This is a genomic window from Streptomyces sp. Edi2 (genome assembly GCF_040253635.1).
Taxonomy (GTDB): domain Bacteria; phylum Actinomycetota; class Actinomycetes; order Streptomycetales; family Streptomycetaceae; genus Streptomyces.
The window spans coordinates 8,173,497-8,196,299 of the sequence record NZ_JBEJGX010000003.1 but is presented as its reverse complement, the minus strand read 5'-3'; the positions used below and the strand labels follow the sequence as shown (position 1 = coordinate 8,196,299).

16 protein-coding genes and 2 pseudogenes are annotated in these 22,803 nt (G+C 69.6%); 11 read left to right on the top strand and 7 right to left on the bottom strand.

Annotated elements, in window-relative coordinates:
• Positions 1-123: 123 nt before the first annotated feature.
• Positions 124-537 carry a PaaI family thioesterase gene (locus ABR737_RS39180; RefSeq protein WP_350255911.1) on the top strand — a complete coding sequence of 138 codons (414 nt, stop codon included), beginning with the start codon at positions 124-126 and terminating at the stop codon, positions 535-537.
• Positions 538-719: 182 nt separating this feature from the next.
• Here the strand turns inward: ABR737_RS39180 and ABR737_RS39175 are convergent, their stop codons facing one another.
• Positions 720-2,096 (bottom strand): MFS transporter, encoded by a 1,377-nt coding sequence (locus ABR737_RS39175; protein WP_350255910.1) that lies wholly within the window; start codon positions 2,094-2,096, stop codon positions 720-722.
• Between the two features lie 717 nt (positions 2,097-2,813).
• On the opposite strand from ABR737_RS39175, the gene ABR737_RS39170 reads away from it, so the two are divergent.
• The 7 genes from ABR737_RS39170 to ABR737_RS39140 all read left to right on the top strand — a co-directional run bounded on the left by ABR737_RS39170 (position 2,814) and on the right by ABR737_RS39140 (position 15,427).
• Positions 2,814-2,966 carry a hypothetical protein gene (locus tag ABR737_RS39170; protein WP_350255909.1) on the top strand — a complete coding sequence of 51 codons (153 nt, stop codon included), beginning with the start codon at positions 2,814-2,816 and terminating at the stop codon, positions 2,964-2,966.
• A 466-nt stretch (positions 2,967-3,432) separates the two neighbouring features.
• Entirely contained in the window at positions 3,433-9,504 is a 6,072-nt protein-coding gene (locus tag ABR737_RS39165) for an acyltransferase domain-containing protein (protein ID WP_350255908.1), read from the top strand.
• A complete protein-coding gene (locus tag ABR737_RS39160; RefSeq protein ID WP_350255907.1) occupies positions 9,501-11,321 on the top strand; it encodes a non-ribosomal peptide synthetase in 1,821 nt (606 codons plus the stop codon). Before ABR737_RS39165 ends, ABR737_RS39160 begins: the two co-directional genes overlap by 4 nt.
• A gap of 35 nt (positions 11,322-11,356) precedes the next feature.
• Entirely contained in the window at positions 11,357-13,141 is a 1,785-nt protein-coding gene (locus tag ABR737_RS39155) for a beta-ketoacyl synthase N-terminal-like domain-containing protein (protein WP_350255906.1), read from the top strand.
• Positions 13,138-14,376 carry a cytochrome P450 gene (locus ABR737_RS39150; protein ID WP_350255905.1) on the top strand — a complete coding sequence of 413 codons (1,239 nt, stop codon included), beginning with the start codon at positions 13,138-13,140 and terminating at the stop codon, positions 14,374-14,376. The genes ABR737_RS39155 and ABR737_RS39150 overlap by 4 nt, the downstream gene beginning before the upstream one ends.
• Positions 14,376-14,573: an MbtH family NRPS accessory protein gene (locus tag ABR737_RS39145; RefSeq protein WP_350255904.1), complete on the top strand. Its 198-nt coding sequence runs from the start codon at positions 14,376-14,378 to the stop codon at positions 14,571-14,573. The genes ABR737_RS39150 and ABR737_RS39145 overlap by 1 nt, the downstream gene beginning before the upstream one ends.
• Positions 14,574-14,731: 158 nt before the next feature.
• Positions 14,732-15,427: a formyltransferase family protein gene (locus ABR737_RS39140; RefSeq protein WP_350255903.1), complete on the top strand. Its 696-nt coding sequence runs from the start codon at positions 14,732-14,734 to the stop codon at positions 15,425-15,427.
• A gap of 72 nt (positions 15,428-15,499) precedes the next feature.
• On the opposite strand, the gene ABR737_RS39135 is transcribed toward ABR737_RS39140, so the two are convergent.
• The 4 genes and pseudogenes from ABR737_RS39135 to ABR737_RS39120 form a co-directional block, all read right to left on the bottom strand.
• The gene (locus ABR737_RS39135) at positions 15,500-15,790 is read right to left on the bottom strand and encodes a hypothetical protein (protein ID WP_350255902.1); all 291 of its coding nucleotides are present in this window, start codon (positions 15,788-15,790) and stop codon (positions 15,500-15,502) included.
• Entirely contained in the window at positions 15,787-16,467 is a 681-nt protein-coding gene (locus ABR737_RS39130; protein ID WP_350255901.1) for a nucleotide-binding protein, read from the bottom strand. Before ABR737_RS39130 ends, ABR737_RS39135 begins: the two co-directional genes overlap by 4 nt.
• A 355-nt stretch (positions 16,468-16,822) precedes the next feature.
• Entirely contained in the window at positions 16,823-17,827 is a 1,005-nt protein-coding gene (locus tag ABR737_RS39125; protein WP_350255900.1) for a MerR family transcriptional regulator, read from the bottom strand.
• Between the two features lie 3 nt (positions 17,828-17,830).
• Positions 17,831-18,500: pseudogene (locus ABR737_RS39120) on the bottom strand (HEAT repeat domain-containing protein).
• A 97-nt stretch (positions 18,501-18,597) separates the two neighbouring features.
• Between ABR737_RS39120 and ABR737_RS39115 the strand changes: the two are divergent.
• On the top strand, positions 18,598-20,055 hold the full coding sequence (locus tag ABR737_RS39115) for a hypothetical protein (protein ID WP_350255899.1): 1,458 nt from the start codon (positions 18,598-18,600) through the stop codon (positions 20,053-20,055).
• A 4-nt stretch (positions 20,056-20,059) separates the two neighbouring features.
• Here the strand turns inward: ABR737_RS39115 and ABR737_RS39110 are convergent.
• Positions 20,060-20,116, bottom strand: a pseudogene (locus ABR737_RS39110) ((2Fe-2S)-binding protein); the annotation flags it as partial.
• Between the two features lie 139 nt (positions 20,117-20,255).
• Between ABR737_RS39110 and ABR737_RS39105 the strand changes: the two are divergent.
• Positions 20,256-21,104, top strand: coding sequence for an ABC transporter ATP-binding protein (locus ABR737_RS39105; protein ID WP_350255898.1), 849 nt, complete (start codon positions 20,256-20,258; stop codon positions 21,102-21,104).
• Between the two features lie 776 nt (positions 21,105-21,880).
• Here the strand turns inward: ABR737_RS39105 and ABR737_RS39100 are convergent.
• Positions 21,881-22,342: a MarR family winged helix-turn-helix transcriptional regulator gene (locus tag ABR737_RS39100; RefSeq protein WP_350255897.1), complete on the bottom strand. Its 462-nt coding sequence runs from the start codon at positions 22,340-22,342 to the stop codon at positions 21,881-21,883.
• Between the two features lie 88 nt (positions 22,343-22,430).
• On the opposite strand from ABR737_RS39100, the gene ABR737_RS39095 reads away from it, so the two are divergent.
• Positions 22,431-22,802, top strand: coding sequence for a VOC family protein (locus ABR737_RS39095; RefSeq protein WP_350255896.1), 372 nt, complete (start codon positions 22,431-22,433; stop codon positions 22,800-22,802).
• Position 22,803: the final 1 nt, after the last annotated feature.

Here is a 22,803-nt window from a genome sequence, read left to right as displayed (position 1 = left end):
GAAGGAGCAGTAGGTGGAATACAGCACGCTTTACGGGCCAAGGTCGCCGGGTTCATGGATCTGGAATCCCGTAGGCCGACTTCTTCACATCGCCGGGATACGCAACGTTGCTATGTTAGGTCGATGATGGATGTCGCAGCAGCGCAAGCCGTCCTCGATAAAAGCCCCTTCGGACCCTGGTGGGGATTCAAGGTGGAAGCCGTCGGAAAGGGGCAGGCAAAGCTCTCGTTACGCCGGCGCCCGGAGCTCTTCCGCCCAGGCGGAGTCCTCCAGGGCGGGTGCGCGATGACGCTCGCCGATGTGACCTGCTGGATCGCGATCATGTCGCTGTTCGGCGAGGACGATCCGTCCGTCACCCAGCAGATGACGACGAGCTTCCTCGGCCCGGCGCGCACCGATCTGGTCTGCGAGTCGACGATCGTCCGACCCGGTCGCCTGATCGTCTACGGCACCGCTGACACGACCGACACCGCCGGAAAGCTCGTATCCCACCACACCCTGACCTATATCCGACCACCGGAGCGGAACGCGGCCTGAGAGATCCGCCCGTTCCCGGCCATAGACGTCGTTTCTTATGGCGTTGCTGGTTGTTGATGCCCCGCCCGGCCGCTCCCCCGCCGGGCAGCGCACGCCATTGCCACTCCTCCTCGACGACCAGCCACGGTTCCACGTGCACGGCACTACTCCGCGTCACCTGATACCGCCCGGAGAGGGAACTTTTATTCCGTATGAGGGCTCTTCAGGCCCTGCTTGTCATGCCGGCCCATTGCGATGAATGCCGCTCCGAGCACACAGGCGATGCCGGCTGCGAGGTAGGCGAGGTGGTAGCCGGTGAGCTGGTCGCTGCTGGTCGCTGCGACCAGGACCATGACCGCCACTCCGACGCTGGCGCCGATCTGCTGTGCCACGACATTCACCGCGCCGGCGACCGCGTGCCGGTCCGGCTCGACGCCGGTGAGCGCGGAGGACGTCATCGAGGGGAAGTTCAGGCCCTGGCCGATGCCGCTGATCACCAGGCCGGGCAGCACATGCAGCAGATAGTTGCCTTCGTGCGGTGTGGTCATCCAGAGCGCTGTACCTCCGCCGATCAGAACGAGTCCGACGACCATCAGCGTTCGCGGCGTGTACGTGGCCAGCAGGCGTCCGGTGACGAAGTTGGCGGTGAGGAAGACGCTCGCCGACATCGGTACCAGTGCGAGACCGGACTGGAGCGGAGAGTACTTCAGCATCTCCTGTAGATACAGGGGCGCGAAGAACAGCATCCCGACCGAGCCCATGTACTGCAGGAACGCCGCCAGGCTCGCGGCCCGTACCGATGCGACCCGGAAGAGGCCGAGAGGAAGCACGGGGTCGGCGGTGCGGTGCTCGTGCACGACGAAGAACATCAGGAAGGCCACTGCGACGCACAGTGCGCTCCATGCCAACGTGCCCGTACTGCTCGCGCCGACGACCAGCAGGGTGAGGCCGAGAGTGCCCGAGATCGCACCGGGCAGGTCGAGCCGGCCGCCGCGCCCGACACCACCGGGCAGTCCGGCGCGCGTCGCGGCCAGCACGGCCAGGCCCAATATCACCGAGAACCACAGCACCGACCGCCAGCCGAAGAACTGGGTCAGTACACCGCCCAGCAGCACCCCGCCGCTGAAGCTCGCCGCGCCGACCGCGGCGTACACACTGAGGGCTCGGTTGCGCGCCGGACCGGCCGGAAACACCTCGGTCAGCAGGGCCAGTGCGGCCGGACCCGACAGGGCAGCGCCGATGCCCTGGACCGCCCGGGCACCGAGCAGAACCCCGGTTTCCGGGGCCACGGCACCGGCCAACGCTGCCACCGTGAACAGGGCGACACCGCACTCGAACACCCGCCGTCGGCCGAAGACATCGGCCAGGCGGCCGCCCACCAGCAGGAAGCCGGCGAACGTGACGGCGTAAGCAATCATGACCCACTGGAGCGTGGCCTCGTCCAGGTCGAAATGTGCTCCGACGGACGGCAGGGCGGCATTGAGCACCCCGAGACCACTCACGTCCAGTGCGAGCGCCCCGGCCAGCACCCCAAGCGCCAGGCCCGGCCGCTGCCGTGACATCACCTCAGTAGTGGTCATGCGGGCCTCCCCCGGAATCCGCCGCCGGCTATGTCGACCACGAGGTGGTAGCCGAGCCGTAATGGGGCGAACACTTCACCCGCAATCGCACCCGCACCCGCACCCGCAATCACCGCCGTCACCGGAGTGCCGGGGCGTGCGGCCACCGGGCGGTGTGGGGTGGGTGGGGAATGCCTGGATAACGTGTCGCCGGCGTCGGCCGCACGCGGCTGTCGTGTGGTGGCGCGTTCCCTCCGTCTGGTGCCCACCACCAGAAGGTGAGTGTCAGTCAGCGTCGGTTCAGGTTTCATGATTTTCATGCCGAGCAGCTTGCAGTGCCGCTCGTCCCCTGTCCAGCCCGACCCTGCCCGTATGCCACCACCGGAACATCCCTGGCAGGTCATGCCGCCTCCCGCCGGCCGAGGCATGGGGACGGCAGGCAGTGCACGTCCGAACCGGACGCCTTCCTGCACCCCGATACGGGCCGAGCCGTGTCGAGATCGCCCCGTGTTGGACCAGGATGCCCCCTGTTACCCATGCCGTCCGAACCACCCCGCGGCGATCGCGAGAAGAGGGCAAACCAGTCACTCGGGGGTTAAATCACGCCAGTGCACCTTCTGGCACACACGTCACACTTGTTTCACCATTCACAGGGTGGCACTCTGAAGTTCGTCGGGCCGACGAGCACCTCGTAATGCGGCCCCGTCAGCCCACATCACCTTTACCTGGAAATGGATCTTGACGCTGGTCGGCAGTGGTTGCGCAGATGGAGAGTTCCGCGTGCGCGTCCCCGAAGGCAATGCAGTCGCCGATCGAATTGACCAGAAAATGGACGATGCACGCCGGCGGCTGGAATGCCGGGCAGTGATCCTGAATCAGATCGCGGTCTGATTCAGTCAAAACGACTTAGCGGGGGGTCGGGGCGCGGTGCAGGTACCAGTCTTTCTGCAGCCATGCCATCCAGTCCGGGATGGGACAGTCTGCCCAACAGGACACGGATCCCCTTGTCCTTGACGGGGATTCCTCAGGTGTGGCCCCACTGCGGCACTCGGCCCGCACGTCGAAGCGAAGCTTCCGCGACATGAGCCGTTGAGCCCATGAGCCCTGACCCTGCCCATGTCCATGGCCGGCCGCCTGAGCACTGGCACACCATCTCGAGAAGTGCCGGCCCCGGCCATGTTCACCCCGCACGGCCACACCTGCGCCCCACCACCTCAATACCGCTGCCCTCTGCCCTTACCTTGCGGACGGAGTTCCTGAGCCCGTTAATCATCCGGCCGCAAGCCGCAAAATTTCGCCGGCCCAGTCCAGCCCAGCCCAGTCGAGTCCATTCCATCCGCCCTGTTGAGGAGCCGAAATGCCCCAAGAGCGCGCAGCACGAGATGTGCATGCCATATCAGAGTTTCTGCTCTCTCGCGTTGCTGAGCTGTTGGACATGTCCCAGGACATGGTGGATCGCTGGGCGCCGATGCACCAGTTCGGGCTGGACTCAATGAAGTTGACGACTCTTGCCACCTCGTTATCCGAATTCCTCGGCTGGAAAGTTCCGGTCACCTGGATGTGGCAGTACCCGACCCTGGACGAACTGTCCCGTGCGCTCGTCCAGGGTCCACGAGCCGCGGAGACCACAACAGCCCCGGGCAAAGATCGCCGTACGGCATCGCATGAACCCATCGCGATCGTGGGCATCGGCTGCAGGTTCCCCGGCGGACCGGACCCGTCCTCGTTCTGGCAGCTGCTGTCCGAGGGCCGCGACGCCGTCGGCCCGGTACCGGCCGCGCGACGCGACCTCCTGAACGATGCGGTGCGGTGGGGCGGGTTCATCGACGGCATCGACCAGTTCGATCCGCTGTTCTTCGGTATCTCACCCCGCGAAGCCGTCCAGATGGACCCGCAGCAGCGCCTGATTCTGGAGCTGGCCTGGGAGGCGCTGGAGGACGCGGGGGTCGCGCCGCACAGTCTCGTCGGCAGCGACACCGGCGTGTTCATGGCCTCCTGCTGGGGCGACTATGCCGCTCTGGCGCACTATCGCGGTCCCGACAGCCAGATCACCCCGCACACCGCGACCGGCATGCACGACGGCATCATCGCCAACCGCGTCTCCTACCTCCTGGGCCTGCAGGGCCCGAGCATGGCCATCGACGCCGCCTGCGCCGGATCGCTGGTCTCGGTGCATGTGGGATGCCAGTCGATCTGGATGGGCGAGAGCGAGCTGGTGCTGGCAGGGGGCGTGAACCTGAGCTTCGTCTCCGACTACTACACCGCCATGGACCAGATGGGCGCGCTCGCTCCGGACGGCCGCTGCAAGTCGTTCGACGCCCGGGCCAACGGCTATGTCCGCGGTGAGGGCGCCGGTGTCGTCGTGCTCGCCCCGCTCAGCGTGGCGCTCGAGCGCGAACTGCCGGTGTACTGCGTGATCAAGGGCAGCTCGTCCAACAACGACGGTCTGAGCAACGGCATGACCGCGCCGAACCCGCAGGCGCAGGAGAAGATGCTCCGCACCGCCTACCAGCGGGCCGGCATCAAACCCTCCCTCGTGGACTACATCGAGTGCCACGGCTCCGCGACGCCCCTCGGCGACCCGATCGAGGCCAATGCCATCGGCGCGGTCCTGGGCGGTGACCGCGGGGAGCCTCTGCGGCTCGGTTCCGTCAAGTCCAACGTCGGGCATCTGGAGGCGGCGGCGGGCATCGTCGGCCTGGTCAAGCTCGCGCTGTCGATGCGCAACGGTGTGCTGCCGCCGAGCCTGCACTACGCCTCTCCGAACCCGCAGATCATGTTCGACGAGTACCACCTCACCGTCCAGGACCGGCTGACGCCGTGGCCGCGGCGGTCCGACGCGCGCCGAGGAGGCGTCAGCTCGTTCGGATTCGGCGGCGCGATCTGCCACGTCGTCGTCGAGGAGCTGCCGCGCCCCGAGAGCTCACTCCTCCTGCTGGCCGAGGACTCCCAGGAGGCGCTGGCCGAGCGGGCCCTGGCGCTGCGCGAGGAGAACGACCTGCGGGCGGTATGCGGCCGGACACCCGGCGACGGCAGGTTCCGGCTCGCGGCCACCGCTCACGACATGACCGAACTCAGGGCGCAGCTGGATGCCTTCGGCACCGGTGCGAAGGCCGCCGGGGTAAGCGCCGGGGAGATCACCGAACACCGGCCGCGGGTGGCGTTCCTGTTCTCGGGCAACGGTTCGCAGTGGGTGGGCATGGGCAGGCAGCTGCTCGCCGGTATGCCCGTGTTCCGACGGTCCATGATGCGCTCCGACAAGCGGATGCGGGAGCTGCTGGGCTTCTCGCTCGTCGACGAGCTGCTGTCACCGGACGGCCGCATCGACGACATGGACGTGTTCCAGCCGCTGCTGTTCTCCCTCCAGGTCGCTCTGGCCGACGCCTGGCGCTCGCTGGGGGTGGAGCCGGACGTCGTCGTGGGACAGAGCGTCGGCGAGTTCGCCGCCTCTCACATCGCCGGCGCCCTCGACTTCGAGGACGCCTCCCGTCTGGCCGCCCACCACGGCCGGCTCCTCCAGCAGCTGGCCGTCGGACGCGGTGACGGCATCGTGGTCATGACCGGTGCGGACGACGTCAAGCAGCACCTGACCGGAGGGCTCACCCTTTCCGGCCACAACGGTCTGAACTCCACCCTGGTCACCGGCACACCGCAGGAGATCGACGACCTGGTCCAGCGGCTCACGGACGAGGGCATCACGAACCACCGGGTGCGGATGGGCCACGCACCGCACTCGCCGCTGGTCGACCACGTCCTCGCTCCGCTGAGGACCGAACTCGACGGCATCAAGCCCCGGACCACGCGCATCCCGATGATCTCGACGGTCACCGGCGAACTCGTCGACGGCGCCGAGCTCGGGCCGGATTACTGGGTGAACAACCTGCGCCAGGAGATCCGGGTGGTCGACGCCCTGACGAACCTGCGCGACCACGACATCGACGCGGTGATCGAACTCAGTCCGCATCCCCTCCTGCTCAAGTCCGTGTCGGAGATCCTGACGGCGACCACCCTGCCCTCGCTCCGTCGTGGCGCCGACGAGGCGTCGACCCTGCTCGGTTCGCTCGGCGTGCTGTACACCGCCGGCCTCCCGGTCACCCCCGGCCCGTTCACCGCGGGCGACCGCGGGCGGCACGTCACACCGAACCCGGGCGATGCCGCGGGCGACGAGCGGGTGCATCTCGTACCCGTCACGGCGCGTACGGCGGACGCGCTGACCGACACCTGCCGCGAGCTGTCCAACCATGTCGAGCGCGACACGGGCCTGCGGGTTTCCGACCTCGCCTACACGCTGGCGGCCAGGCGTACCCACCACAACCACCGGATAGCGCTGTTCGCCCGCAACCGCCAGGACGTCCTGGACGGACTCGCCAGGGTCGCCGCCGGTCAGCCGCACCCCGACGTCGTCACGGGCACGGTCGCCGGCAACAGCGACCGGCGGGTGGCGCTGGTGTTCTCCGGCGGCGGAACGCAATGGGCCGGCATGGGCCGGGAGCTGATGCGTTCGCACGCCGGCTTCCGTAGGTGGATGAGCGCGTGCGACGCCGCCGTGCGCGCGGCGGGCGGCTGCTCGGTGCTCGACGAGCTCGCCGCCCCGGCCGACCGGGCCAGGTTCGAGGAGATGGACTTCCAGCAGCCCGTGCTGTTCGCCTTGCAGGTCTCGCTGGCGAAGGTCTGGCTCGAACTCGGCATCCAGCCGACCGCCGTCGTCGGGCACAGCCTGGGCGAGGTCGCGGCCGCCCATATCGCCGGCGCGCTGTCTCTGGACGACGCCGCCCGTGTCGTGGTCGCCCGGTCGCACCTGCTCGAACGGAAAGCGGCCGCCGGCGCCATGATCTCGGTCGACCTGCCGGAGCAGGATCTGCTGCCGAGGATCGCCCCGTACGCCGCGCACGTGGCCATCGCCGTGGTGAACAGCCCCACCAGCGCGGCGGTGTCCGGATCGCCCGATGCCATCGCCGCTCTGGAGGCCGACCTCCAGCGGGCCGGGATATCGACCCGGAGGATCCGGGTCGAGAGGCCGGTGCACAGCCCCGGCATGGACCCGCTGATCCAGCCGCTGCGCGAACGCATCGACGGCATCACCCCGCTGACGAACACCCTCGCCTTCCACTCCACGGCACTGGCCGACACGGTGAACCCGGTCACCGATGTCGACTACTGGGTGCACAACCTGCGCAACCAGGTCCGGTTCGCCGAAACGATCGGTGCGCTGGTCGAGGACGGCGTCGGCACCTTCATCGAGATCGGCCCGCACGAGACCTTGCGCGGCGCGGTCGAGGAGATCGCACTGACCCGTGGTGCCCAGGTGCACGCGGTCAACTCCCTGCGGCGCAACGAAAGTGACGTCCGCTGTCTGCTGGGGGCCGCCGCGTCCTTGTACGTCAGGGGCCTCCCCTTGACCTTCGACTCGTTGTTCGCCGACGACGTCGAGGTCGTGGAAACCCCGCTCGTGCAGTGGCAGAAGGAGCGCTACTGGCTGGACACCACGCCGCACCCCCGCGGCGGGCCGGCGCCGGTTGCCGAAGCAGTGGCCGAGTCCGTGGTCGCGACGGTGGTGGCCGAGCCCGTCGTCGAGACCGTGGAGAACAGGCCGCTGGAGGAGGTCGTGCTCGGCGAGATCGCCGACGCGCTGGGCGTGCCGGCGAGCAAGTTCGGCGAGGGCGCGAGCCTGCGCGACTTCGGTCTTGACTCGATGCTGGCGCTCCGCCTCGTCAACAGGCTGCAAGCGCTGTTCGGGCAGCGGGTGTCGCCGGTGGTGTTCCTGGACGGCCGGACCATATCCGAGGTCGTCGACCACGTCATCGAGACCATCGGCCGGCCGGCTGAGACCGCGGCGGGCGACCGGGCACCGGTCGCGGAGGTGCATCCGGCACGGGCGTCGAAGGCGTCGAAGGCGGAGCCGCAGGCGGTGGTCGTGCAAGCGCCGGAGCCGGTGGCCGAGCCAGCCCGGACGTTCCTCGACGATCTGTCCGAGCTGGACGCCGAGGAGCTGGTGGAGGAACTGGACGCGCGCGGGTTGCTGGACCCCACCGACGCACCGGCGTTCGACCAGCTGCGGGCCGACGGTCTCGGGTTCGAACTGGCACCGGCCTCGCACGGCCAGGCATCGCTGTGGTTCATGCAGATGGTCGCGCCGGACGCCGTGCCCTACAACTTCATGGTGGCCGCCCGGATCCGGACCGCGGTCGACGAGCAGGCGCTCGAGGGCGCCGTGCGGGCCGTGATGGAGCGGCACCCCGCGCTGCGCACCCTCTTCGTCGAGGCGGGCGGCAGCCCGTACCAGGTCATCCTGGACGAACCGGAATACGAGTTCGTCGTGGTGGACAGCACGGACCGGGACGACGAACAAGCCCGCGAGGAGCTGGCCGAGTACGGTCACCTGCCGCTCGACATGGACAACGGGCCGCTGGTGCGGGTGGTGCTGATGACGCGTGGTCCGGCGGACCACTACCTGCTGGTGCTCGTGCACCACATCGCGTCGGACGCGGCGTCGGCCGACGTGATGATCCGCGAACTCCAGGAGTACTACGAGGGCGTCGGCCCCGCCGCCGGAGAGCCGGCCGCCCCCTACACCGAGTTCGTCGAGTGGGAGCGGCAGTGGCTGGCCGGCCCGGCGGCCGACGCGGCGTTGAGCTGGTGGTCGGAGAAGCTGGCCGACCCGCCCGCCCACCTCGACCTGTCCACCATGGAGCGGCCTCCCGGCGTCACCTACGAAGGCCGCGACCTCACCTTCCGCTGGAGCGCCGAAGAGACCCGTCTGCTCAGGGAGTTCGCGGTACGCGAAGGTGTGTCGATCAGCACCGTCGTGCTGGCCGGCTTCTTCGCCACGCTCCACCGCGCGGCCGGGGTCGAGGACTCCGTGCTGGCCACCGCCATCGCCCAACGCGGCGAACCCGGCTGGGAATCCGCCATCGGCTACTACCTGAACACGGTGCTGGTGCGCGCAAAGCCCGCCGGTGACCGCAGCTTCCGCGACCTGCTGCGCGAGGTCCACGCCTTCTCGCTCGGTCTGCTGGAGCACATGAACTACCCCCTCGACCTGTTGGCTTCCGCCCTGAAGCCGCCGAGGGCGGAAGGCCGCTCCCCGTGGTTCGACGTGGTGGTGAACTGGCTGTCCTCGGACGCGTTCCCCCGGTCCGTCAAGCTCTTCCACGGCATCGGCGACACCATCGCGCCCGATGGCGCCCTCCCGCTCGAACCGCTTCACGTACGCAGGCACCTCGCCAAATTCGACCTGGAGATCTCGATGGCCGACATCGACGGCGAGGTGGCCGGCCACATCCAGTACAAGCCGAGCTACCTGGAAAGGGAGACCGTGACGGCACTGCTCGCGCTCTACCGCACTGTGCTCTTCGAGTCGATCGCCCACCCCGACCTGGTGCTCCAGGACATCGCCCCGAGCGGCTGCCCCGAGGAGACGGACCAGTGACCGAAACCCTGCACTCCGAGTTCATCGAGCAAGCGGTCAAGAACCCCGACGCACCGGCCGTCTACTCCGATGCCGGCGTCCTGACCTACGGCGAGCTGAACGAGCGGTCCCGCCTGCTGGCCGAACGGCTCGTCGCCGACGGCGCAGGACCCGGTGTGCCGGTCGGCATCTGCGTCGAGCGCACACCCGACCTGCTGGTCGGCATCCTGGCCACACTGCGCGCCGGCTCCTGCTACGTGCCCCTGGACCCGCAGTATCCGGCCGAGCGGCTGACCTTCATGGTCCGGGACAGCGGGACCCACCTGCTGCTGACCACGCCCGCGTCCCGGGCCGGCTGCCCGGCCGGCCCCACCGTGGTCGTGCTGGACGAGACCGTGACGACCGAGCCCGGCGAGAAGCCCGTTCCGGTCGTACCCGGCGACACCGCGTACCTCATCTACACGTCGGGATCCACGGGCCGGCCGAAGGGTGTGGCCGTCCACCACAGCGGCTGCGTGGCCATGCTCTCCGCGATGGACCGCATCTTCGAAGGCTGCGACCTGAGCGGCGTCTCGGCGGCGAGTTCGGTCTGCTTCGACATGTCCGTGATGGAGATCTTCGCCGCGTTGTGCCGCGGCGGCGCCGTCGTGCTCGTGGAGAGCGCCGTCCACCTGCCGGAGAGCCGGTACGTCGACAGGATCACCCACCTCAACGTCGTACCGTCGGTGATGAACGGCCTGCTCGACGCCGGATGTCTGCCACCGAACGTGCGCACCGTCGTATTCGGCGGCGAGCCCCTGCGGCGCAAGCTGGTGGACAGGACGTACCGGGAGACCAGCGCCGACCGGGTCTTCAATGCCTACGGCCCCACCGAGGGAACCGTCTTCTGCTCCTTCGGGCTGGTACCGGAGGAGCAGACCGGTGAGCCCTCGATCGGCAGGCCATCGGCCGGCGCCCGTGCCTATGTGCTCGACGAGAACCTGAAGCGGCTGCCGGCCGGCGTGCCCGGTGAGCTCTACATCGGCGGCGCCGGCCTCGCCCACGGCTACGTCAACCGGCCTCGTACCACGGCCGAACGGTTCGTGCCGGACCCGTTCCTCGACGGTGAACGCATGTACCGCACCGGCGACGTCGTCACGTTCACCGACGACGGCGAGCTCAGGTTCGGCGGTCGCACCGACCACCAGGTCAAGCTGCGCGGCTACCGCATCGAGCTGGAAGAGGTCGAGGCCCGGCTGACCGGCTGCCCCGGGGTCCGGGAAGCCGCCGCCGTCGTACGGGGCAACCGGCTCACCGGCTACGTCGTGCCCGAGGGCGACCCCCGGGACGGCGTCTGGCTGGATGCCGGGCTCCAGACCGCCATCACCGGCAAGCTCGCCACCCAGCTGCCCGACTACATGGTGCCGGGCACGGTCGTGTTCCTGGCCGCGCTGCCGTTGGCGCCGGGCGGGAAGCTCGACCGCACCGCGCTTCCCGAGCCGCCGGCCGCCGACACCGGCGGGCCCCTGACGGCCGCCGCCACGCCGACCGAGGTGGCACTGGCGGAGATCTGGGGCCAACTGCTCGGCCTCGAACCGGCGAGCATCGACGTCCGGGCCGCCTTCTACGACCTCGGCGGCGACTCGCTGCTGCTCGTCCGGCTGGCCAGGCTGATGACCCGGCGCTTCGACCGCCGCGTCCGCGTGCCCGACCTCTTCAGCTTCCGTGACATCTCCTCCCTCGGCCGCTGGCTCGACGAGGACAGCGGCGCCACCCCCGAGGTGGTCCAGTCGGCTCGCCTCCGCGCCCACACCCGCCGCGCCGCGCTGCGCGGCCGCGGCGCCTCCACCGGCAGCTGAGCAGCCCCCACTCGACCCGAAGCAGGAGCCTTTCCATGACCGACAGCCCCGAGCAGGACTACGACCCCGGTGATGTGGCCGTCATCGGCATGTCCCTGCGGGCGCCCGGCGCCCGCACCAAGGAACAGTTCTGGGACAACCTCGTACACGGCAGGGAGTCCGTGTCGTTCCTCGCCAAGGACGACATCCACGTCGACGAGACCCTGATCCACAGCCCGTTCTACGTGCGGGCCTGCGGCGTCCTCGACACCTACGACAAGTTCGACCCGTCGGTGTTCGGCATCAGCGACCGGATGGCGGCCGCGATGACCCCGGAGAACCGGCTGTTCCTGGAGAGCGCATGGGAAACGCTCGAGGACGGCGGCTACGACCCGGACCGGGTCAAGGCCGAGATAGGCATGTACGGCGCCAACAACCCGCAGACCGCGGCGCTGTACAGCTCCCCGCCGGACCGGGTGTCGGTCGGCCCCGAGGCGATCGAGGCCAGCCTGGCGTGGTCGCCGGACACCATGACGTCCAACGCGCTGTACTACATGGGGCTCACCGGCGAGGCCGTCACCGTGGCCGCCGTCTGCGCCGGCTTCCACTACGCGGTGCACCTGGCCTGCCAGTCACTGCTGCTCGGCCAGACCGACATGGCCGTCGCCGGTGGCGCGATGGTCCGGCTGCCCCACCCCCGTGGTCATCTGTGGGAGGAGAACCGCATCCTGTCGAAGGACGGCCACTGCCGCCCGTTCGACGCCCACGGCACCGGCACCGCGCTGTCCAGCGGTGTCGTCACCGTGCTGCTCAAGCCGCTGGCCCAGGCCGTCGCCGACCGGGACCACCTCTACGCCGTGGTCAAGGGTTCGGCCGTCAACAACAACGGTGTCAGCGCGATGGCCTACGGCCTGGCCCAGCCCGAGCGGCTGAGCGCATGCATCGCAGGCGCCATGGAGGTGGGCGGCGTCACCCCGGACACCGTGTCCATGTACGAGGCCAACGGTCTCGGTATGCCGATGACCGACGAGCTCGAAGTGCACGCGGCGAGCATGGCGTTCGGCAAGCAGACCGGCACCACCTCGATCGGCGGGGTCAAGGGCAACGTGGGCCACGGCGGTGTGGTGTCGGGCGGCTTCGGTGCGATCAAGGCCGCGATGGCCCTGCACCACAGGAAGCTGCCGGCGACGATCAACCTGACCGAGGTCAACGAAGACCTCGACCTCCCCGGCACCCCGTTCGTCCCGCAGCTGGAGACGGCGGACTGGGAGACGGAGTCCGGCATCCGCCGTGCGGGCATCACCTCGATCGGCGGCGGTGGCTACAACGCGCACCTGGTGCTGGAAGAGGCACCGGCGGTCGCCGACCGCGCCCCCGAGGCCGACGGCAGGCCGCGCCTCGCCACCCTGTCCGCCCTGGACGACGAAGCGCTGGCACGCCAGCGCACGAGGTTGAAGGACTGGCTGGAGGCCCACCCCGACCTGCGCCTGGACGACATCTGCTTCAGCCTCAACCTGGGCCGCAAGGTGATGTCCCGCCGGTGGGCGGCCGTGGTCCGCAGCCGTGCGGAGCTGATCGCCGCGCTGTCCGACGACTCCCCTCGCGGCCTGGCCACCGAGACCGCTGCCGCGCCGCGGGTGGACACCGACTCCTTCCGGCGCAACGACCACGGGATCGTGCAGTCCGGTACGGACGCACAGGCGCTGTCCGAGCTGGCCGCCGCCTGGGTGACCGGTCAGCAGGTGGACTTCGGCTCCCTCCACCTGGGGGAGACCAGCCACCGCGTGCCGCTGCCCACCTACCCGTTCCAGCCGCGCCGGTTCTGGCGTACGGACTGGTGACCGTGAGCACACCGGCACTGGACACCCTGGACCTGGGCGACCCGAACACCTTCGCGGACCACGACCTCGACCGGTTCTGGCACACCCTGCGGGACACCGCCCCGGTGTACTGGAACCCTCCGGCCGGCGATCGCCGGGGGTTCTGGGTGCTCTCCCGCTACGACGACATCATGGCCACCTACCGGGACGACGTGAACTTCACGTCCGAGCGCGGCAATGTGCTCGTCACGTTGCTGGACGGCGGTGACGCCGGTGCCGGCCGGATGCTGGCCGTCACCGACGGGCACCGGCACCACGAGTTGCGCAAGATCCTTCAGCGGGTGCTCTCGCCGCGGGTGCTCAACGAGGTCGCACGGACGGTGCGGGTCAACACCCGGCAGTTGATCCGCGAGGCGGTCGAGTCCGGCGGCTGCGACTTCGCCGAGCAGATCGCAAGCCGGATCCCGATGACCACGATCTCGAACCTGCTCGGCGTGCCCGAGCCGGACCGGGACTTCCTTCTCTCCCTGACCAAGACCGCGCTGTCGACCGACGACGAGGACATCGACGAGGTCGACTCCGAGATGGCCCGCAACGAGATCCTGATGTACTTCATGGACCTCGTCGAGGAGCGGCGCGAGTCGCCGGGCGACGACGTGATCAGCATGCTGATCGGCAGCTCCATCGACGGTGTGCCCCTGTCCGACGAGGACGTCGTACTCAACTGCTACAGCCTGATCATCGGGGGCGACGAGACCAGCCGGCTCACGATGATCGACTGTGTCCACACGCTCGCGGGCCGGCCCGGGCAGTGGCGGCGGCTCAAGCACGGTGAGGTCGCCGTGGAGACCGCCGTGGACGAGGTGCTGCGCTGGGCGTCCCCCACGATGCACTTCGGGCGCAGCGTCGTCCGCGAGACCGCACTGCACGGCGTACGGCTGCGGCCGGGCGAGATCGTCACGCTCTGGCACGCCTCCGGCAACCGGGACGAACGGGTCTTCGAGCGGCCCGGGGAGTTCGACCTCGGCCGCACCCCCAACAAACACCTGGCCTTCGGCTACGGCCCGCACTTCTGCGTCGGCTCGTACCTGGCCAAGGTCGAGATCTCCGAACTGCTGCTGGCTCTGCGGGACTTCACCACCGGATTCGAGCAGACCGGCGAATCGCTGCGCATCCGGTCCAACTTCCTGACCGGTTTCTCCACCCTGCCGGTGCGGTTCCGGCCCGATCACTCCGGACTGAAAGAGGCCGACTGATGAGCGGAAACCCCTTCGTCGGCGGCGAGGCCGACTGGCTGGTGGTGGCGAACACCGACGGGCAGTACGCGCTGTGGCGGCCGTACCTGGAGGTACCGAAGGGCTGGCGGATCGTTCACTCCTGCCCGGACCGGGACGGTGCCCTCGACCACGTCGAGCGGAACTTCACCGCGGCGGTGGGAACACCGACGGCCTGACCACCATGGAGAAGGCCGGGTCCTCCGCACCCGCACTCACCGGCGAGTCCGCCGTCCGGATCTGGCGATGACCTCGAAGCGGGGCACCTGCCCGCGGGCTCGGCGCTCTTACCCCTACTGAACAGACACCCGACCGGCGACCGCACGGAGCGCGAGTGATGAACATCTACATTTCAGGACAAGGTGCGTTCGCGGTGCAGGTCGCGGACGCCCTGCTGGAGGAAGGGCACAAGATCGTCGGCGTAGCCGCCCCCCGCCTGCGCAAGGGGCAGTCCGACGAGAGCAACGCGATGTCCTGGGACCGCCTGCGCTCCTGGGCGTACCCCAGGGACATACCGTGGACGGACTCGACCGCACTGCGCGCGATGCACGTCCCGGACGGGGTGGACATCATCATCGCCGCACACTCACACGCCTTCCTCGGCCGCCACACGCGCGCCAGGGCCGCCGTCGCCACCATCGGCTACCACCCCAGCCTGCTGCCGTTGCACCGCGGCCGCGACGCGATCCGATGGACGATCCGCGACGGTGACAAGGTGACGGGCGGGAGCGTCTACCACCTCACCGAGCGCACCGACGCCGGCCCGCTCGCCGCCCAGGAGCACCTGTTCGTACCCCCGGGCTCGACCCCGCAGAGCCTATGGCGCGAGCACCTGGCCCCGCTCGGTGTGCGGTTGCTCTTGAAGGTGGTCACCGACCTCGCCCAGGACAGGCGGATCGAGGTCCCGCAGGACGAGAAGGTGGCGACCTGGGAACCCGCAATGGACTCGCCACCACTCTTCAAGCCCGAACTCATCGCGCTGCCGGGAACCGCGTACGTCGACGGCAGCAGGTGGGCACTTCACGGGCAGTGAAGGGGTTCACCTCGCAAGGACAGCTGCAGCCTCGGGCAAGGCCCCCTGCCCCCGGCCATGCGAGCCGACCGGTCAGTGATCCGAATCCGGAACCTCGCGCGGGGCGGACGGAGTCCGGTCTCCGGGGCGAGAGATCCAGCCGGCGGTGGCGGCCAGAGTATGCAGGACGGTAGCGCCGGCGAACACCACCGAGGAGACCGGCCGCCCCATCCATCGCGTCAGATCGCCTCGCAGGTCGGGATCGACCTCGACGGTCACCCGGAGGTATCTGCTCTGCAGCGTGGTGACTTTGGTGGGCCGGGGTGCGACAACGTCCCGTCCGCGCTGCAATGCCGCGCGGTAGCTCTCCTTGCGCTGACTCATGTCTCATCCTGACGCTTGATCAGTTCCTCCGCGAAGTCCATGTACGCCGAACCCTTGGCCTGGACCGAGTTCCCGAAGGACTGGGCGTACAGGTCGAGCCGCGCGATCTGGGTGTCCAGCACCTCGAAACCCCGCTCGGTGAGTGCCTCGCGAGCGTCCGCATCGGGCCCGGTGCGCGTGGCATCGGGACGGTTGGTGCGATTGAGCAGCACCGCCGAGCGGGCCGGCTCGGCACGTAGGGACTGCACGTCCGCCATCTCACCATGGATGGGTGCCATCCGGTCCAGTTCGATGGGGGCGGGGGTCACGGGCACGATCCACTCACCGGCGTACCTCATGATGCTGCGGGCAATGCGGGGATGGTCCTCCAGCTGCGGCGCATCGAGCACCACGGCCTGTCGGTCGCCGAGGAAGTCGTTCACGCGACGGTGGACATCCCCCACCGGCAGGGCGATCACCGGAAACGGAAAGCCGCCGGCCAGCTCGCTCCAGCGCAGCGCGGAAGCGGCCGGGTCACCGTCGACCAGCAGCGGCGAGATACCCAACTCATGAAGCGCGTGGGCCAGCCACACAGCAGTCGTCGTCTTTCCGACGCCGGGCTTAAGATTCACAAACGCACAACTCAAAGACACAATAACGGACAATAGCGGGCGCGATCGTCCAGTTTCGGTCGACACGAGGGCATGGCCTCGCGGTTCACCCGCAAGGAGTGAGAAACGTCGGACACCCGGTTGTGGTGCGGCCGACCGTGAACACGAGGCGAGCCAACCAGCGGCTCGGTGAGAGCGGGGGATCCAAAGCCCTGGCCCGGCCGGCTGCCGCACCACCGCCGGCTGTCCGGTTCGGCGGGAGACCGTGGTGCGGAAAGGACCCGTCACGGCGAACTACGGCCGGCACGCGCCGCCGCCGAGACCCTTCTCGCACACGCTCTGCCCCGGACGGCCGCCCCCTGACCCGTCGGACAGGGGGCGGCCCCGGCCCGGAAAATGTCCGTCAGGCGTCCCGCGTACGCGGCACCCCAGGAGCGGTCCGTCACCGGGCGTCGCGTAGCTGAAGAAGGTACGCCGCGGTCAGCGCAACGGCACGGTCTTCGTCATGCGACAGCTCCACGAGGGCACGTGCGGCTGTCGTCCCCGGGATGCCCGCCAGTGCCTGGGCCAGCCGTCCGCGTGCCGGCGCTTCAGCGGTGTCGTGGGCGAGGCGGTCGACGAGCCCGGTCGCGATCTGATCCGCCGTCGCGGTGTCGCTCGCCAGCACGCTCAGCGCATCGGCTGCGTCGGTGTCGTTCCTTCCCTCCACGATCATGTCGATGAGCGTCGGGACCGCATCGGCCGTTCCGCGTGTCCCGAGCGCCAGAGCCGCATACCCGCGGACCACGACGTCGGGGTGCGCGAGAGCGTCCCGCAGCCGCGCGGTGGCCTCATCACCGGGCATTTCGGCGAGGGACTGAACGGCGCGTTCCCGCACCGCGGCCACCGGTGAGCCGAGGCCCGCCGCCAGCAGTGCCGGGCCGCCGTCGCCGGATCGCGCCAGCGCCCAGCGCAGGGCCCCGGCGACGTTCGGCTCCGTCTCGCTCAGTGCCGCCTCGACCAGGGCCTCCACCGGCACCGGAACCTCGTCGACCGAGGAAAGGGCCGCGCGCTGGCGCGCCTCGGCGCTCTTCGACCCCAGTGCCTGGAGGAGCGCGACGACCTGGAGGACGTCCTCCCAGCCGGTGGGCTCGGCCGCATCGATCCGGCGCAGCCGCGTAAGCAACTCGGTTTCCGCCGCGATGCGTTCGCGCGTCTGACGGATGAGGTCGTCGACGAGTGCCGAGGGCGTGAAGGCGGGATCGTCGAGCGCGCGCCCGATCTCGCGCAGGGACAGCCCCAGCGACCGCAGGCTCTCGATATGGAAGATCCGTCGGATGTCCTCCGCGGAGTACTCCCGATAACCGGAGCCCGTACGCCCCGAAGGGCGCACCAGGCCGCGCGACTCGTAGTGCCGGAGCATGCGGGCACTGACCCCGGACCGTCGTGCCACCTCGCCGATCAACACGTCCTACCCTCCCGCCTGGCCGGACCCGCCGAGGGCCACGACGCGCTTCGCCTCCTCGATCGCGAACGCGAATCCGGTGTCCGGGTCGCGCAGCAGCCGCTCGGTGGCGAGCGCGTGCGCGCACACGCGGGCCGGGGGCCGTCGTCGCGGCACGCAGTGCCGGCAGAATCACTTCACCCAGCGCGACCAGCGCCCGGCTGAGACTCAGCTGGGTCTCCCGCTCACCGCGCCCGAGCTGCGTCGCCAGCACCGCGGCCAAGGCGGACTCCTCGCCTTCCGGCACGAGCACGACCGCGGCCCGCCAGGCGCTCCGCGCCACCTCGACGTCGCCGTCGGACAACAGCGCCCGGGTGATCGCCGGCCACGCCTGCCGGCCCCCGATCTTGGACAGCGTGTGCAGCGCCTGGCTCCGTGCCTGCGCACGCTCCGAGCGGACTTCGCGGATCAGCCCGGGGAGCGTCATGGACACCGGGTGGCGGGTGAGTGCCCAGGTCAGCATGTCGCGGACCAAGAACTCGGGCTCGATCGCGCATCGCTCGATGAGCTTGTCGACGAAGCGCGGGTCAGGCGTCGTGCCGACCGCCAGAGCAGCCCGCAGGCGCACGGACGAGCGGTCGTCCTCCAGCCCCTGAAGCGCTCGTCTCCCATCCGTGTTCTCTCGCGTGATCGTCATCGAGACCACCTCCTCGGCAAGCAGTGAAGACCCTGACACCGCGTCAAGGTCAAACACGGCCCGCTGCGCGATCCCCACACCCTACGATCGCCCGGGTATGGCCACTGGAGGGGGCGGAATGCTTGAGGGCGTCAAGGGCGGGACAGCGGCAGCGATGCGGCTCGTGGGAGGTGCGCCGCTTCGGGAAACGCTTGATGTCGCCGACCCCGGTGACTGGCTCGCGCTGGATGCAGGAGTGCGTGAGGTGGCCTGGCACCGCCTGCACTTCCTGCCGGAGCGGGAGCACGGTGCCCCGCTGCCCGCCGATCTGACGCAGCTCGGCGAGTCCCGGCTCGCACTGGCTCTCTGCCACCGCGACGGACGGATCCGTCAGGAGGCGGTCGGCCGGTCGGCCCGATACCCCGGCCTGCTGCCGCTGGTCGTGATCCGCTGCGCCGACTGGGTCGGCCCCGTACGCGAACGCGCCTGCCAACTCCTGTGCGAGGCCCTTGATGTGGACTCCGCCCGCGACCTCGCGCCGCTCATCCTCCGCGTCGGCCGCCGCGGCAGAGGGGCCTTCGGCGTCGATGTGCTCGGTCAGGTCCTGCGCCGGGCATCCCACGGACAGCTCGTTCCTCTCTTCGCTCACCCCGACCGCACCGTCCGGCGGTTCGCCTACCGGTTGGCCGTCGAGGGCCGGCTGCTCCGTCCCGCTGAGCTGTCCCGCGCGGCCGCCCGGGACGAGGACACCGTGGTCCAGGACCTGTGTGCCACAGCGGCGCTCACGGCTCTGAGCGATAGGGACGGGGAGGCGTACGAGGACGTGCTGCCTCCCTTGCTCTCCGCGCGCCACCCGCGTACGCGTTCGGCCGGCGTCACCGCCCTGCGGCGGGCGGGATGGTCCGAACAGGCAAAGTCGTTCCTCAGCGACCGGTCCGCGCTCGTGCGCGCTTGCGCCCGGTATGTCGTACGACGGCAGGGAGGCGATCCGGTGGCCTGGTACCGGGAGCGGTGCACGGCAGTGGACGACCCCGAGTTGCCGCCCGGTGCGGTCATCGGGCTGGCCGAGTGCGGGAACCGCGCGGACGCCGGGCTGCTGTGGCCGCTGCTCGCACACCCGAAGGCCGGCGTGCGAGCGCGGGCAGTGGCCGGACTGCGGACACTGGACTGCGTGGAGATGAAGCAGTTGCGACCGCTCCTCGACGACCCCGGCGCCAGTGTTGTCCGCGAGACAGCCCTCGCCCTGCTGCCCTCGGCAAAGGAACTGCCCGCCGACTGGCTCCTGGAACGCACCGGCTCCGACCAGCCGCGGCACGTCCGCGTCGGCGCCTTCCGGCTGCTCGACGCGCATGGCGGCGTCGTGGCGCTCCGCACGGCGGTCGGTCTGCTGGAGGACCCGGACGCGAAGCTGCGCACCTGGGCCGGGCAGTCCGTGCAGCGCTGGCAATCGCCGGCGGACGTGCGGTGCCACGCCGCGGAGGTGGGGGAACTGCTCGACCGAAGCCGACACCTCTTCAGCGACCATGTGCTGCGCCGGCGCAAGTGGGAGGCCGGGGTGGACAGCTGTGCCCCCTGAGGTGGAGCACGCACTCGTCGCAGTATCCGGAGCCCCGGACGCGGTAGTAGAGGCAGCAGTTGTGGCGACGGTATTCGAGGGGGTGGACGGTGAGGGTGCCCGCGCTCGCAAGTGAGTCCGGAGGAGATACCCGTCGGCATTCTCAGCGCCCTGGTCGGCGGCCCGTTCTTCCTGCGGCTGACGGGGCGGAAGGCGGCCCGATGACGACGAGTGCGATAGCGGCGGCCGGAGCGCTCGACGCCCACGAGGTCTCCGTCGTGGTGAACGGCAAAACCCTGGTCCACCAAGCCTCCTTGCACGTGGCGCCCGGCGAGATGGTGGCGCTTGTGGGCCCCAACGGGGCCGGCAAGTCGACGCTGCTGCGCACGTTCTACCGGGCGCAGCGCCCCACATCAGGACGGGTGTTGCTGGACGGCACGGACGTCTGGCGGATGCCCGGCAAACGGCTCGCGCAGCGACTGGCGGCCGTCCTCCAGGAAACTCCCGGGGACTTCGAACTCACCGTGTACGACGTGGTCGCCATGGGCCGCACGCCGCACAAGCGGGCCTTCGCGGGCGACGACGCGGACGACCGCGACATCATCCTGCGAGCGCTGGAGGAACTGCACGTCGGTGAACTGGCACACGCGCCGTTCGACCAGCTCTCCGGCGGGGAGAAGCAGCGGGTCCTGATCGCCCGTGCACTCGCGCAACGCACGGGAACGATGGTCCTGGACGAGCCGACCAACCACCTGGACCTGCGTCATCAGCTCGATGCGCTGCGGCTCGTCCGTAGGCTCGGCGTCACCGCCGTCGTCGCGCTGCACGACCTCAACCTGGCCGCCTCCTTCTGCGACCGGATCTGCGTGATGGACGGCGGCCGGGTGGTCGCGACCGGAAGCCCGGTGGAGGTGTTCACGCCCGCGCTGCTGGCCGAGGTCTACCGCGTCGAGGCGGAGGTGACCGAGCACCCGCGCACCGGCGTGCCGTACGTGACCGTGCTTCCCGGAATGCATGCGGCGGGCAGCGCCGTCCCGAACGGAGGAGACCAGGCAGAGCAAGGAGCGTGACCGCAGGAGAGACACAAGCCCAGGGCCGGTCGGGCGGCCGTCGGTCGGTTTCCCATCGCCTCGGCCTTCGGCCACATCGGACCGCCTGTCCCACCCGCGTAACCTGCACCACCTGCACCACCGCACCCTGACGCATCACGCGCCCGCGACGCAGAATGCGATGCCCGCAAGCTCTTCCTGACGGGCTTCCTCACCTGCCCGCTCCATCCCAAGGTGCCGTCCTCTGCATCTCGCTGCTGCCGCGGTTCGTCGCGTCGACAGGGAGCGCGGCCGTGTCGGCTTGCGGGGGCTGCTGTTGGGGCTTCCCTTGGAGCTGCTGTTGGGGCTGGCCAAGATCGCGGTGGGGGCCGCGGGCGACGCGTTCGTCATCGCGAGGGCCGGCTCCGTCGCCGGGTTCTTCGCCGGGTTCTTCGCCGGGTTCTTCGCCCGGCACCCGCTCTGGCAGCACCTGCACCGCTATGCGATGAGCACCGCGCCGACGGGCTTCGCCGTCAAGATCGCCGCCGAACGAACGGGCGCGGTGGTCGCCCTGCACCGATCGCCGACCGCCGACAGGGCAACATCCACGAGGTGTTCCTCAATTCGGCCTGCTGCGCAATCACCTACCGACGCGTCCGAACCTTGCGTCAGCTCCTCTTGGTCAGGCGAAAGGCTCGGTTGGAGCCGAACGCCTCCCGGCAGGACTCCGGCACACCGAGGGCCAATCGCAAGCCGACAGGCTCGACGAGCAGTTTGCCCACGGCGTCCTGGCGGAGTTCACCGGCCCGGGTGTGGGGTCATTCCTCCAGCGCTGCCGCCATGCGTTCGAGGTCGGCGAGGAGCACTGCCAGGCGCTGCGCCGGGATCGCTTCGACCATGCGCTGTTCGATGGCGTAGACGGCGGCCTGGACGGCGGCCAGGCGCGCGTTGCCCTCCGCGGTGAGGTGGGCGGGCCGGGCGCGGCCGTGGTCGGCGGTGGCGGGGCGGGTGATCATTCCCGCTTCCTGCAGGGCCCGCAGGACGACGTTTCCGGACTGCCGGGTGACGAAGGTCGCGCGGGCGAGGTCGGCGTTGGACATGCCGGGATGCAGGGACAGAAGTTCGAGGGTGGCGTACTGCGGCACAGTCAGGCCGTGCTCGCGCAGGACCTTGTCCATGGCCCCACGGAGGGCGGCCTGCGTCCGTTTGAGCAGGTATCCCACGTGGTGAGTGACGTCTTTCGTGGGGTGGGGCGGTTCGGCCGACGCGTTCTCCAGCATGTCAGCATTTTGACATATGCGACCCGGCCGTCCTAACCTCGACCATGTCAAAGTCCTGACATCGAGTTCATCGAGTTCGAGGAGACCCATGCCTGTCACCATCGACGGCCCCGACTTCGTCGCCCTGCAGGTGCGCGACCTGAACGCGGCAGCGGAATTCTGCGAGCAGCACCTCGGTCTGCGCCGGGCCGCGGTCTCGCCACCCCACGCAGTCGTCTTCGACACCAAGCCGACCCCCTTCGCCGTCCGCGAGCTCCTCCCGGGCGTCGACCTCGCCGACACCGCACGGCCCGGACTCGGCGCGGTGCTCTGGTTCCAGACCTCCGACGCCCACCAGCTCCACGACCAGCTCACCGCTGCCGGGATCACGATCCTCACTCCGATCACGGACAGCCCCTTCGGGCCGATGTTCTCCTTCGAAGGCCCCGAGGGCTACACCCTCACGGCACACGGAGGCTGAC

What these genes read in the sequence shown, in the direction of transcription:
- ABR737_RS39155 (WP_350255906.1), top strand. Translation starts at nt 11,357, where the DNA reads ATGACCGACAGCCCCGAGCAGGACTACGACCCCGGTGATGTGGCCGTC.
- ABR737_RS39105 (WP_350255898.1), top strand. Translation starts at nt 20,256, where the DNA reads ATGACGACGAGTGCGATAGCGGCGGCCGGAGCGCTCGACGCCCACGAG.
- ABR737_RS39145 (WP_350255904.1), top strand. Translation starts at nt 14,376, where the DNA reads ATGAGCGGAAACCCCTTCGTCGGCGGCGAGGCCGACTGGCTGGTGGTG.
- ABR737_RS39095 (WP_350255896.1), top strand. Translation starts at nt 22,431, where the DNA reads ATGCCTGTCACCATCGACGGCCCCGACTTCGTCGCCCTGCAGGTGCGC.
- ABR737_RS39115 (WP_350255899.1), top strand. Translation starts at nt 18,598, where the DNA reads ATGGCCACTGGAGGGGGCGGAATGCTTGAGGGCGTCAAGGGCGGGACA.
- ABR737_RS39135 (WP_350255902.1), bottom strand. Translation starts at nt 15,790, where the DNA reads ATGAGTCAGCGCAAGGAGAGCTACCGCGCGGCATTGCAGCGCGGACGG.
- ABR737_RS39100 (WP_350255897.1), bottom strand. Translation starts at nt 22,342, where the DNA reads ATGCTGGAGAACGCGTCGGCCGAACCGCCCCACCCCACGAAAGACGTC.
- ABR737_RS39165 (WP_350255908.1), top strand. Translation starts at nt 3,433, where the DNA reads ATGCCCCAAGAGCGCGCAGCACGAGATGTGCATGCCATATCAGAGTTT.
- ABR737_RS39175 (WP_350255910.1), bottom strand. Translation starts at nt 2,096, where the DNA reads ATGACCACTACTGAGGTGATGTCACGGCAGCGGCCGGGCCTGGCGCTT.
- ABR737_RS39140 (WP_350255903.1), top strand. Translation starts at nt 14,732, where the DNA reads ATGAACATCTACATTTCAGGACAAGGTGCGTTCGCGGTGCAGGTCGCG.
- ABR737_RS39180 (WP_350255911.1), top strand. Translation starts at nt 124, where the DNA reads ATGATGGATGTCGCAGCAGCGCAAGCCGTCCTCGATAAAAGCCCCTTC.